The sequence below is a fragment of the Streptococcus mitis subsp. hohhotensis genome, from assembly GCF_000722775.1.
Classification (GTDB): Bacteria; Bacillota; Bacilli; order Lactobacillales; family Streptococcaceae; genus Streptococcus; species Streptococcus carlssonii.
In genome coordinates this window covers 938535-951215 of sequence record NZ_JPFZ01000009.1, presented here as the reverse complement: position 1 = coordinate 951215, position 12681 = coordinate 938535, and the positions used below count along the sequence as shown (strand labels likewise).

Genomic DNA, 12681 nt, shown 5'->3' with positions numbered 1-12681 from the left:
TATAGATTTGGAGGTATTGTATGAGCAAGGAATTACACATCAACACAATTTTGGCCCAGGCGGGCATTAAATCAGATGAAGCGACAGGAGCTTTGGTGACACCGCTTCATTTTTCAACGACCTATCAGCATCCAGAGTTTGGTAAATCTACTGGATTTGACTATACGCGCACCAAAAACCCAACTCGCAGTAAGGCGGAAGAAGTCTTGGCGGCTATTGAGTCAGCAGACTATGCCCTAGCTACTAGCTCAGGAATGTCAGCAATTGTACTGGCCTTTAGCGTCTTTCCAGTAGGAAGTAAGGTCTTGGCTGTCCGTGACCTTTATGGTGGTTCTTTCCGCTGGTTTAACCAAGTGGAGCAGGAAGGCCGTTTCCATTTTAACTATGCCAATACAGAAGAAGAATTGATTGCCGAGTTAGAAAAGGACGTGGATGTCCTCTATATCGAAACACCAACCAATCCTTTGATGTTGGAATTTGATATCGAAAAACTAGCCAAATTAGCTCATGCTAAGGGTGCCAAAGTGGTGGTGGACAATACTTTCTACAGCCCTATCTACCAACGTCCGATTGAAGATGGAGCAGATATCGTTCTCCATTCAGCAACCAAGTATCTAGCAGGACACAATGATGTCTTGGCTGGAGTGGTTGTGACCAATAGTTTAGAACTATACGAGAAACTCTTTTACAATCTCAATACGACAGGGGCAGTCTTGTCTCCATTTGACAGTTATCAATTGGTTCGTGGTCTCAAGACCTTGTCTCTTCGTATGGAGCGCTCAACAGCCAATGCTCAAGAAGTGGTTGACTTTTTGAAGGATTCTCCAGCAGTTAAGGAAGTTCTCTACACTGGTCGAGGGGGGATGATTTCCTTTAAAGTAGCCGATGAAACACGCATTCCTCATATTTTGAACAGTCTCAAGGTCTTCTCTTTTGCGGAAAGTTTGGGTGGGGTAGAAAGTCTCATTACTTATCCAACGACGCAAACTCACGCTGATATTCCAGCAGAAGTACGCCATTCTTATGGTTTGACAGATGACCTCTTGCGCTTGTCAATTGGGATTGAGGATGCTAGAGATTTGATTGCAGATTTGCGCCAAGCATTAGAAGGATAAGACAAAGATGGGAAAATATGATTTTACAAGTTTGCCCAATCGTTTAGGGCACCATACCTATAAATGGAAAGAGGCGGAAACGGATAGTGAAGTTCTACCAGCTTGGATAGCGGATATGGACTTTGTGGTCTTGCCTGAAATCCGCCAAGCCGTGCAAACTTACGCTGATCAACTGGTTTATGGCTATACCTATGCCAGTGAAGAGTTAATTAAGGAAGTTCAAAAGTGGGAAGCCACACAACACGGTTACCACTTTGACAAAGAGGCTCTTGTCTTTATCGAGGGTGTGGTACCAGCCATCTCAACAGCTATTCAAGCCTTTACAAAAGAAGGCGAGGCGGTTTTGATTAACACACCTGTCTATCCACCCTTTGCACGCAGTGTCAAGTTGAACAACCGTAGATTGATTACCAATTCTTTGGTGGAAAAGGATGGTCTGTTTGAGATTGACTTTGATCAACTGGAGAAGGATTTGGTGGAAGAGGAGGTCAAACTCTATATTCTTTGCAATCCTCACAATCCTGGTGGACGTGTTTGGGAAAAGGAAGTGTTGGAGAAGATTGGTCAACTCTGTCAAAAACATGGTATTTTCTTGGTTTCAGATGAGATTCACCAAGATTTGGCCCTCTTTGGTCACAAGCATCATTCCTTCAATACTGTCAACCCTGACTTTAAAGAATTTGCGATCGTCTTGACCAGTGCCACTAAAACCTTTAATATTGCTGGGACAAAAAATTCCTATGCAGTCATTGAAAATCCTAAGTTGAGACTGGCTTACCAGAAACGCCAGTTAGCCAATAACCAGCATGAAATTTCAGGCTTGGGCTATTTGGCGACAGAAGCTGCTTATCGCTATGGGAAGGATTGGTTAGAGGAACTCAAGCAAGTCTTTGAAGACCACATCAATTATGTGGTGGATTTATTTGGAAAAGAGACTAAAATCAAGGTCATGAAACCGCAAGGAACCTACTTGATTTGGCTTGATTTTTCAGCCTATGACCTGACTGATGAAAGATTGCAAGAGCTTTTGAGAAATGAAGCCAAGGTTATCCTCAACCGTGGTTTGGATTTTGGAGAGGAAGGGAGTCTCCATGCTCGTCTCAATGTAGCCATGCCCAAATCCCTGCTGCAAGAAGTGTGTCAGCGGATTGTGACGACTTTTGCCAAACTTTAAAAATCGTTTTTATTATTTTTTAAATATTTTTAAAAAATATTTTCACTTATAAAACACAATAGATAGAGGTCTTGAAGACCTCTATCTATATCTTGTGTTCTTGCGTCTAAAAATAGCACTATATATGGAGTTTTTTGGTTAAAAAAGATTGGAGCTACTACATTTGGTGGTATGGAAAGGGGGTTTACAAAAAATAGGGATTAGGCTATAATAATTGTACAAGAACTCCCAAGGCTCCCTTTGATTAATCAATCAAATAGTTTTGTGAGGCTTTTTTTTTAGGGTGAATGATGAATACAACTGATGAAAAGATTAAGGTAAAAAATATTTCTGTCAAATATTATGCACTAGCCCCTGATAAAAACTCTTCAATGAAAGAATTTCTTGAATTTGATAAGTTGAAGAAGAAGCTTGCTAGACCAGTAAAGAAAACAGGTGCTAAAGTAATAATTAATGAGTCTGATGAGGCTTTCGCTAAACAGTTCCTTTTTCAGACAAATTATTATGATTTTTCAATATACAGAAAGTGTTTACCAAAACGAGAAGATACTACTTTTTCTTTTCAAGACTGTATTGAACTTTATGAATTCAATTCATTTTTGAGAGAAAATTTGATGAAATTTACTGGTAAAATAGAATTGTTAATCAAATCTTCTATTATCCATACTTTATGTAGTAATTATGAAGGGAATTTACAAAAAGGCGAGTGCTATTTAGATAAATCAATTTATAAAAATGAAAATGATTATCAGGAATTTATTGAAAGAATTGGAATGAGATTATTTGAATTAAAAGCTAAATCTCTTCCAATAAGTCACCATGTGAGTAATAAAGATTGCAAGTTTCCTTTTTGGGTTGTTGTACCTGAGCTGACTTTTGGAGAAACAACTAAAATAATTGAGCAGTTGAATGATAAATTTTATAGTTTATGGGTTGAAGAGTTGTTTCTTAGTAATGATTATTATAAAAATGATGCTAACATGCAGGACCATATTATATCTGCAAGTAAAAGTTGGATTTCTGCCACATGGTTTATTAGGAATGTTTGTGCACATTATGGCAGATTATACGCACGTAACTTTAATGTGGGTGTTCCAAGATTCTATACACCAGTTTTGCGGAAGATAAAAATGTATGGGAAGAAACAAGGAGATAATAAAGACTTATTTGCCTATATGCTGGCAATAAAACAAATTCTTATTTGTCATAATTCAAGCATTCATGATGAGTGGGATACCTTTATTAACTAAATTGAAAGAAAATTTATGACTAGCAGTATCATAGAAAAAACTAAAATTGGTTTTCCGGAATGCTGGAAGGATTGTTTAATAATTAAAAATGTGAATTTAAGCCAAATTGATGAAAGTAAAATTCATAATGGCGTTCTTAATAAACTGTTATTGTTTTTGAAAAAATTTTATATAAAGTTCTGAAAGTACTTAATAAAAATATGAATGAATTATATAGTAATTTCCACAAAAATACCATAATTGGTAAATTCAGCTAAAATCATATATTTTTAAATAGTAAAATTGTTGATTGCATGCTATTTTAATTGATATAAAAACATTGAGTTAGAACTCAAAATCCAGTGTCCGCAAGGACGTGCCGGTTCGACCCCGGCCGCCGGTATAGTATAGAGGGTAACTTCTAAAACTAACTTCCAGTTTCCCACAACCCTAGCTTTTAGTATGAGAAAAATGCGTGAAATCAGTGGAAATCCGTCTTAGACTAACTTCTAGTTTTGGGAGAGAGATGGAAGTTACTTTGAGAAGTTACGACTTTAAAAAATCCAGCCTTCTAGGAGAAAAGTATCCCTAGAAGGCTATTTTCATAGGGGAAAATATGGTATAATAAAAAGATAAGGTAAAGGTAAAAATATGGCTAAATTGATTCCGGGGAAAGTCCGTATCGAAGGCGTTGCCCTTTATGAAACTGGTAAGGTTGACATTATCAAGGAAAAGAACAATCGGCTCTACGCTCGCGTGGCAGAAGAAGAACTGCGCTATAGTTTAGAGGATGATTTGGTTTTTTGTGCTTGCGATTTTTTCCAAAAGAGGGGCTACTGTGTGCATTTGGCAGCGTTGGAGCATTTTCTGAAAAATGATGAGCGTGGTCAGGAAATCTTGCAAAGTCTGGAAGAAGGTCATGAAGAAAAAGAGGCTGTTGAAACCAAGGTGACCTTGGGTGGCAAATTTTTGGACCGAATCTTGTCTCCAAAATCAGAACGTGCCTATGAGTTATCGACTGTGGGTCAGGTGGAAGCAGGAACCAATCATATCTTGTGGACTCTGAGAATCGGGCAAATCAATAGCCAAAAATACTACGTCATTCGGGATATTCCACTCTTTTTAAGGATTGTCGAGCAGAGAAAGTCTTATATGATTGGCAAGATTTATGAGGAGTCTCTTTCTTGGGAAACCTTTGATGAGGCCAGCCAAGAACTTCTGACTTTCTTGCGTGGACTGATGGAGGAAGGACAGGCTCCAGACCTCTTTTTCCAAAACCAGGGTCGGCATCTCTTTTTCCCTCTGACTTTTTTTGAGCAGGGTGTGAATTTACTGATGACCTTGCCTCATTTTCAATTTGACCATCAAGTGGATAGCTATCAGACTCTGCTTTTTCAGGATATGCATGCTGATGCCAATCTATTTGCCTTTACAGTAACAGAATACTCGGATTATTTTGAAATGGAAATCAGTGAGAGTCCTAGGGTCAATGTCTTTTATCAGGGAGCTGTGCTTTTCCATAAAGGACAGGTTTATTTTCTAACAGACCAGCAGATGCGTCTTCTCAAGGAAATCAAAGCGCTGCCTTTGGATCAACATGGAAAGAAATACCTGCAATTTGATAGCAGTGACCGAGATAAGTTAGCTTCTTGTTTAACGCTCTTTGGCCAGATGGGCACTGTTTCAGCTCCAGAACGGTTAAAAATCAAAACTTTTGCGCCCTCTTTTTATTTTGATAGGGAAGAGGATAATCGGATTCGTTTAGAAATTCAGTTTGATTATGGGGATAGGCAGGTATCTAGCCGACAAGAGTTAGAAGAATTACCATTTTCGAGTGATGCTGACTTAGAAGAAAGAGTTTTCCAAGTCTGTTTGGCAGCTGGCTTTGAAGCAGATTTTCAATCTTGGCGTCAGGCCCTAAAAGCAGAGTCTGTTTATCATTTCTTCCACGAAATCATTCCAGTCTTTGAAAAACTCGGGAATGTTGATTTATCAGACAAGTTAGAAGAACTCTATAACCTAGCAAGCCCTCAAGTGCAGATTGCTTCCAAGGGAGGTCTCTTGGAAATCCAGTTTGATTTTCAAGATATAGCCCAAGAGGAAATTGACCAAGCTATGCAGGCCTTGGTTGATAATCGAGATTTTTATATTGATTCGTCTAACCAAGTCTACTTTTTCGATGAAGAAACCAAGAAAATTCGCCAAGATTTACGGGAATTGGGGCAATTTGAGTTAAATGATGGGGCCTTGCAGGCTCGGAAATCCTTGGCCTACAGTTTAGCTCATCTTTTTGAGGGGCGAGATAGTGTTTCTTTTTCACAAGAATTCCAGAATCTGGCTCACGATTTGACGCATCCAGAGGACTTCCCTAGACAAGCAACTCAGGTTCAGGCTGATTTGCGAGATTATCAGGAAAAGGGAATCGGCTGGCTGCAAATGCTCCATCATTATGGTTTTGGTGGGATTTTGGCTGATGATATGGGATTGGGTAAAACCCTGCAGACCATTGCTTTTTTGACCAGTCAAGTGACAAAAGAAAGTCGAGTCTTGATTTTAGCACCGTCAGGTTTGATTTACAACTGGGCAGATGAGTTTCAGAAATTTGCCCCACAGTTGGATGTGGCTATTGTTCATGGTTTGAAAGCTAGTCGTGAAGAGATTCTTGCTGAGAGCCATCAAATCTATGTGACGAGCTATGCTACCTTCCGTCAGGACAGTGAGCTTTATCAGGGGATGTCCTTTGACTTCCTTTTCTTAGATGAAGCTCAGGTCATGAAAAATGCCCAGACCAAGATTGCCCAGACCTTGAGACAATTTGTGGTGCCGTCAGTTTTTGCCCTGTCAGGGACACCGATTGAAAATCATCTGGGTGATCTGTGGTCTATTTTCCAAATCGTCATGCCAGGACTCTTGCCAAGCAAGAAAGAATTTATGAAATTGCCAGCTGAGCGCGTTGCTCAGTTTATCAAACCTTTCGTGATGCGGCGAAAGAAAGAAGAAGTTCTGACTGAGTTGCCAGACTTGATTGAAGTGGTTTATAAGAATGAACTGGAAGACCAGCAAAAGGCTATTTACCTAGCCCAGTTGCAACAGATGCGGGACCGTCTAGCTCAAGTGTCAGATCAGGAATTTCAGAGAAGTCGGGTGGAAATCTTATCTGGTCTGATGCGCTTGCGCCAAATCTGTGACACTCCTGCCCTCTTTATGGAAGATTATCAGGGAGCCAGTGGCAAACTGGATAGTCTCCGAGACCTGCTGGTCCAGGTGGCAGACGGCGGACACCGTGTCTTGATTTTCTCTCAGTTCAAGGGAATGTTGGAGAAAATTGAACAAGAATTGCCAGACTTGGGCATGACTTCCTTTAAAATTACGGGTTCAACCCCAGCCAAGGAAAGACAAGACATGACCAAAGCCTTTAACCAAGGGGAAAGAGATGCCTTTCTGATTTCCCTCAAGGCTGGTGGTGTCGGTCTGAACCTGACAGGTGCTGATACGGTTATCTTGGTTGACCTTTGGTGGAATCCTGCGGTGGAAGCGCAAGCCATTGGCCGTGCCCATCGGATGGGACAGGAAGAAACGGTTGAGGTCTATCGCTTGGTAACCAAGGGAACTATTGAAGAAAAAATTCAGGAACTACAAGAACAGAAGAAACATTTGGTGTCACAAGTATTGGACGGCACAGAGTCACGTGGTAGTCTGACCCTAGCAGAAATTAGAGAAATTTTGGGAATTTCTGAAGCCAGCACTTGAAAAATCAAGACAATACGCTATAATGAAGTGTTGAAAGGAAATAGAAAATGAAACAAGAACGATTTCCATTGGTGTCAGATGACGAGGTCATGCTGACTGAAATGCCAGTCATGAACTTGTACGATGAGTCTGATCTGATCAGTAATATCAAGGGTGAGTATCGAGATAAAAATTATTTAGAATGGGCTCCTATTGCTGAAGAAACACCAGTCAAACCGATTGAAAAGCAAGTCGAGAAACCTAAAAAAGCTCCTTTAGGGGTTAAAAAAGAAGGAAAGAGTTATGCAGAGGTGGCGCGTGAAGAAGCGCGTGCAGACTTGAAAAAGAAACGCTCTGCTAACTATCTAACTCAGGATTTCAGCCGTGCGAGACGTCATTCTAAATCAGGTCTTCTTAGACAGGGTAACCAACCGACAGCTCCTTTCCAAAAGGAAAATCCTGGTGAATTTGTCAAATATAGCCAAAAATTGACCCAGTCTCATTATATCTTGGCGGAAGAAGTTCATTCTATCCCTACCAAGAATGAAGAAGTGTCAGCACCTGCTCCAAAGAAAAACAACTATGATTTTCTAAAGAAGAGCCAAATCTACAATAAAAAAAGTAAACAAACAGAACAAGAACGTCGGGTTGCCCAAGAGTTGAATCTGACTAGAATTACAGAATAGGGGAGAAAACATGCCAAAGACATATCATTTTATCGGAATTAAGGGATCAGGGATGAGTGCCTTGGCCTTGATGTTGCACCAAATGGGGCACAAGGTTCAAGGATCAGATGTTGAAAAATACTACTTTACTCAACGTGGTCTTGAGCAGGCAGGAATTACTATTCTTCCTTTTGATGAAAAGAATCTAGACGGTGATATGGAAATTATCGCTGGAAATGCCTTTCGTCCAGATAACAATGTCGAAATTGCCTATGCAGACCAAAATGGTATCAGCTACAAACGTTACCATGAATTTCTAGGTAGCTTTATGCGTGACTTTGTTAGCATGGGAGTAGCTGGAGCACATGGAAAAACTTCAACGACAGGTATGTTGTCTCATGTCTTGTCTCACATTACAGATACCAGCTTCTTGATTGGAGATGGGACCGGTCGTGGTTCGGCCAATGCCAAATATTTTGTCTTTGAATCTGACGAATATGAACGCCACTTTATGCCTTATCACCCAGAATACTCTATTATCACCAACATTGACTTTGATCATCCAGACTATTTCACAAGTCTAGAGGATGTTTTCAATGCCTTTAATGACTATGCCAAACAAATTACCAAGGGTCTTTTTGTCTATGGTGAAGATGCAGAATTGCGTAAAATTACGTCTGATGCACCAATTTATTATTATGGTTTTGAAGCAGAAGGTAATGATTTTGTAGCTAGTGAGCTTCTTCGTTCAACAACTGGTTCAACCTTCACCGTTCATTTCCGTGGACAAGAATTGGGTCAATTCCACATCCCAACCTTTGGTCGTCACAATATCATGAATGCGACAGCCGTTATTGGTCTTCTTTACACAGCAGGATTTGATTTGAACTTGGTGCGTGAGCACTTGAAAACATTTGCCGGTGTTAAGCGTCGTTTCACTGAGAAAATTGTCAATGACACAGTGATTATCGATGACTTTGCCCACCATCCAACAGAAATTATTGCGACCTTGGATGCGGCTCGTCAGAAATACCCAAGCAAGGAAATTGTAGCAGTCTTCCAACCGCATACTTTTACAAGAACCATCGCCTTGTTGGACGAATTTGCTCACGCTTTGAACCAAGCGGATGCTGTTTACCTAGCGCAAATTTATGGGTCAGCTCGTGAAGTAGATCATGGTGATGTTAAGGTAGAAGACCTAGCCCAAAAAATCAACAAAAAACACCAAGTCATCACTGTTGAAAATGTTTCTCCACTCCTTGACCATGACAATGCTGTCTATGTCTTTATGGGAGCAGGAGATATCCAAACCTATGAATATTCATTTGAACGTCTCTTGTCTAACTTGACAAGCAATGTTCAGTAGGATATTCTTATGGAAATTCCAATTAAGATCATTCAGGCAAGTGATGCTGATTTGGCTGAGATGGAGGCACTTCAGGCTTCATCTTTTCCAGCTGAAAAGCGGCAACCTTCCCATATTTTAGAAGAAAGTATCCGTAAGTCTGCGGATACCTTTCTTCTAGCTAGGGATGAAAATCAACTGTTAGGCTATATTCTAAGCGGTCCTCAGCCAGACAATCCGCAATGTCTAAAAGTACATTCTTTAGTCATTGAGTCTGACCATCAGAGACAGGGCTTGGGAACACTTCTTCTTGCAGCCTTGAAAGAGGTGGCAGTTGAGCTGGAGTACAAGGGGATTCGTTTGGAGAGTCCTGATGAGCTGCTTTACTATTTTGAAATGAACGGTTTTATTGATGAAGAAACTTCCCTTTATGCAACTAGCCAGGGTTATAGTATGATTTGGTTTAATCCCTTTTATCTGGAGGCACAATGGAAATTAGGAAAGCAAGATTAGAAGATTTGGATCGGATTGTCGAGATTGAACTAGAGAATTTTTCAGTCGAAGAAGCCATTCCTCGATCTGTCTTTGAGGCACATTTGCGAGAAATTCAGACCTCTTTTCTGGTTGCGGAAAAAGAAGGTAAGATTATTGGTTATATCGAAGGGCCAGTTGTCCCTCACCGCTATCTACAAGACCAGTCTTTTACAGAAGAAATAAAAGACTATAGTCATGAGACTGGTGGCTATATCTCTGTGACCTGTCTCTCTATTGCCAAGGAAGTACAGGGTCTTGGACTGGGTCAGAAATTGCTAACAGCCTTGAAAGAAGTTGCTCTTGAAGATGAGAGAGAAGGCATTAACCTAACCTGTCATGACTATCTCATCGCCTACTATGAAAAACACGGATTTGTCAATGAAGGCCTGTCCCAGTCAACCTTTGCAGGGGAAACCTGGTATGATATGGTTTGGGAAGCTAAAAAATAGGCAAGACAAGGCATCATAGGTTGCTTTTCCTAGATTTTTAAGATATAATATTATGGATTGTCAACGAGGAGGAAAAACTTTTGAGTGAAAAGTCAAGAGAAGAAGAAAAATTAAGCTTTAAAGAGCAGATTTTACGAGATTTAGAACGAGTTAAAAAACATGAAGAAGATCAGGAAAAAGTTGATTTAGCTTCAATAAAACCCCAATTTTCTTCTAAAAATGACCAGTCGATAGAAGAGTTAATGGAAGATTCTCTATCAGCTGTAGAGGAGATTATGAGAAAAGCTCCTACCGTGCCTACTCACCCAAGTCAAGATGTACCAGCTTCTCCAGCAGATGAGATTCAAAGAGAAACTCCTGGTGTTCCAAGTCATCCAAGTCAAGATGTGCCTTCTTCTCCCGCAGAAGAGGCTGTAAGACAAGCTCCACTTGCTTCTAGTCACCCGAGTCAAGAAGGACCTTCTACTCCATCAGCGGAGGGAGTATCAAGACCAACTCCAGGACCTGTTAGTCCTAGAAAAGTAGAAAAGGAATTTAATGAAATCCCAACGAGGGTAGCTGTTTCTTATAAGACAGAAGCTCAGAGAGAGGTAAAAAGAGAAGTTCCTACTTCAAAACCAGTAGTGGAAAAGAAAGTTGTAGAAGAAATGCCTGCAACTCCACGTCGTAGCCGTCGTGAGACGGTTAAGTCACCCAAGAAGAAAAAATCAGGATTTAAGGCCTTCTTCATTTCTCTACTTATATTCCTAGGTTTGATTTCAGCAGGTGCTTACTTCGGTTATCAGTATGTTCAGTCATCTTTACAGCCTGTGGATGCTTCATCTAAACAATATGTGACAGTGCAAATCCCAGAAGGAGCTAATGTTCAAACAATTGGTTCAACTCTTGAAAAGTCTGGTTTGATTAAACACGGAGTGATTTTTGCTTTTTATGCAAAATATAAAAATTATTCAGATTTGAAGTCTGGCTATTACAATTTGCAAAAGAGTATGAGTACAGAAGATATCATCCATGAATTGCAAAAAGGTGGAACAGCTGAAGCTCAAGAACCTGCGCTTGCGAATTTAACAATTCCAGAAGGTTATACGATTGATCAAATGGCACAAGCGGTAGGTCAATTGCAAGGTGACTTCAAAGAGCCTTTGACAGCGGATGCTTTCTTGGCTAAAGTGCAAGATGACAACTTTATTAGTCAAGAAGTTGCCAAATATCCTAGTCTACTTGAAAGCTTGCCTACAAAGGAAAGTGGCGTTCGTTACCGTTTGGAAGGTTTCCTCTTCCCAGCTACATATTCTATCAAGGAAAGTACAACTATTGAAAGCTTGATTGATGAGATGTTGGCAGCTATGGACAAGACTTTGGCACCTCATTACAGTACGATTAAGTCTAAGAATTTAACGGTCAATGAATTGCTGACCATTGCTTCTCTTGTCGAAAAAGAAGGAGCTAAGACGGAAGACCGTAAGTTGATTGCAGGTGTATTCTACAATCGCTTGAATCTTGGTATGCCACTTCAAAGCAATATTGCCATCTTGTATGCTCAAGGAAAACTTGGTCAGAAGATTAGTCTTGCTGATGATGCTGGAATTGATACGACAATTAATTCACCGTATAATGTTTATACGAAAGCTGGTTTGATGCCAGGTCCAGTAGATAGTCCAAGCTTGGATGCCATCGAGGCAAGTATTAATCAGACTAAGAGTGATAACTTATACTTTGTAGCTAATGTTACAGATGGTAAGGTCTATTATGCTACTACTCAGGAGGAGCATGATCGTAATGTCGCTGAACATGTCAACAGCAAATTAAACCAAACAAACTAAAATTATGTGATGCTTCACATAATTTTAGTTAGAAAATATCATCAGAAGAAAGTTGAGAAAAATGGCAGAAAAAACATATCCTATGACCCTTGCGGAAAAGGAAAAACTTGAAAAAGAATTAGAAGAATTGAAATTGGTCCGCCGACCAGAAGTGGTAGAACGCATTAAGATTGCCCGTTCATACGGTGACCTTTCTGAAAACAGTGAATACGAAGCGGCTAAGGATGAACAAGCCTTTGTCGAAGGACAAATCTCTAGCTTGGAAACAAAAATCCGTTATGCTGAAATCGTCAATAGTGACTCAGTTGCCCAAGACGAAGTAGCGATTGGTAAAACAGTCACTATCCAAGAAATTGGTGAGGACGAAGAAGAAGTTTATATTATCGTAGGTTCAGCTGGTGCGGATGCCTTTGCAGGTAAGGTTTCAAATGAAAGTCCAATTGGACAAGCTTTGATTGGTAAGAAAACAGGTGACACAGCAACTATTGAAACACCTGTTGGTAGTTATGATGTAAAAATCTTGAAAGTTGAAAAAACAGCCTAAAAACAGAAAAAAGGAGTGGGGAGGCAATGCGCTTCACTCACTCCTTTTTCCATTTTGCTACTCTTCGAAAATCA

Annotated in this window: 10 protein-coding genes; all 10 read left to right on the top strand. The window is 40.1% G+C overall.

Going from position 1 to position 12681, the window contains the following annotated elements:
• Positions 1–20: 20 nt before the first annotated feature.
• The 10 genes from SK608_RS07255 to greA all read left to right on the top strand — a co-directional run bounded on the left by SK608_RS07255 (position 21) and on the right by greA (position 12607).
• The gene (locus SK608_RS07255) at positions 21–1115 is read left to right on the top strand and encodes a cystathionine gamma-synthase (protein ID WP_033677698.1); all 1095 of its coding nucleotides are present in this window, start codon (positions 21–23) and stop codon (positions 1113–1115) included.
• Positions 1116–1122: 7 nt separating this feature from the next.
• The gene (locus tag SK608_RS07250; protein ID WP_033677696.1) at positions 1123–2289 is read left to right on the top strand and encodes a MalY/PatB family protein; all 1167 of its coding nucleotides are present in this window, start codon (positions 1123–1125) and stop codon (positions 2287–2289) included.
• Positions 2290–2579: 290 nt separating this feature from the next.
• Positions 2580–3539, top strand: a complete 960-nt coding sequence (locus SK608_RS07245; protein ID WP_050489917.1) for an Abi family protein — start codon at positions 2580–2582, stop codon at positions 3537–3539.
• A gap of 630 nt (positions 3540–4169) precedes the next feature.
• On the top strand, positions 4170–7268 hold the full coding sequence (locus tag SK608_RS07240) for a pilus expression-regulating Snf2 family helicase (RefSeq protein WP_033677694.1): 3099 nt from the start codon (positions 4170–4172) through the stop codon (positions 7266–7268).
• A 47-nt stretch (positions 7269–7315) separates the two neighbouring features.
• A complete protein-coding gene (locus SK608_RS07235; RefSeq protein ID WP_033677692.1) occupies positions 7316–7933 on the top strand; it encodes a divisome accessory protein ZapJ in 618 nt (205 codons plus the stop codon).
• 10 nt (positions 7934–7943) lie between these two features.
• Positions 7944–9278, top strand: a complete 1335-nt coding sequence (gene murC, locus SK608_RS07230) for a UDP-N-acetylmuramate--L-alanine ligase (protein ID WP_033677684.1) — start codon at positions 7944–7946, stop codon at positions 9276–9278.
• Positions 9279–9287: 9 nt separating this feature from the next.
• Positions 9288–9770, top strand: coding sequence for a GNAT family N-acetyltransferase (locus tag SK608_RS07225; RefSeq protein ID WP_033677682.1), 483 nt, complete (start codon positions 9288–9290; stop codon positions 9768–9770).
• Positions 9746–10240: a GNAT family N-acetyltransferase gene (locus SK608_RS07220; protein WP_033677680.1), complete on the top strand. Its 495-nt coding sequence runs from the start codon at positions 9746–9748 to the stop codon at positions 10238–10240. The genes SK608_RS07225 and SK608_RS07220 overlap by 25 nt, the downstream gene beginning before the upstream one ends.
• An 80-nt stretch (positions 10241–10320) precedes the next feature.
• Complete coding sequence (mltG, locus tag SK608_RS07215; RefSeq protein ID WP_033677677.1) at positions 10321–12063, top strand: endolytic transglycosylase MltG; 1743 nt, start codon at positions 10321–10323, stop codon at positions 12061–12063.
• Between the two features lie 61 nt (positions 12064–12124).
• A complete protein-coding gene (gene greA / locus SK608_RS07210; protein ID WP_000818750.1) occupies positions 12125–12607 on the top strand; it encodes a transcription elongation factor GreA in 483 nt (160 codons plus the stop codon).
• Positions 12608–12681: the final 74 nt, after the last annotated feature.

Coding starts and splice junctions, on each gene's coding strand:
- SK608_RS07255 (WP_033677698.1), top strand. CDS start 21: ATGAGCAAGGAATTACACATCAACACAATTTTGGCCCAGGCGGGCATT.
- SK608_RS07250 (WP_033677696.1), top strand. CDS start 1,123: ATGGGAAAATATGATTTTACAAGTTTGCCCAATCGTTTAGGGCACCAT.
- SK608_RS07245 (WP_050489917.1), top strand. CDS start 2,580: ATGAATACAACTGATGAAAAGATTAAGGTAAAAAATATTTCTGTCAAA.
- SK608_RS07240 (WP_033677694.1), top strand. CDS start 4,170: ATGGCTAAATTGATTCCGGGGAAAGTCCGTATCGAAGGCGTTGCCCTT.
- SK608_RS07235 (WP_033677692.1), top strand. CDS start 7,316: ATGAAACAAGAACGATTTCCATTGGTGTCAGATGACGAGGTCATGCTG.
- murC (WP_033677684.1), top strand. CDS start 7,944: ATGCCAAAGACATATCATTTTATCGGAATTAAGGGATCAGGGATGAGT.
- SK608_RS07225 (WP_033677682.1), top strand. CDS start 9,288: ATGGAAATTCCAATTAAGATCATTCAGGCAAGTGATGCTGATTTGGCT.
- SK608_RS07220 (WP_033677680.1), top strand. CDS start 9,746: ATGGAAATTAGGAAAGCAAGATTAGAAGATTTGGATCGGATTGTCGAG.
- greA (WP_000818750.1), top strand. CDS start 12,125: ATGGCAGAAAAAACATATCCTATGACCCTTGCGGAAAAGGAAAAACTT.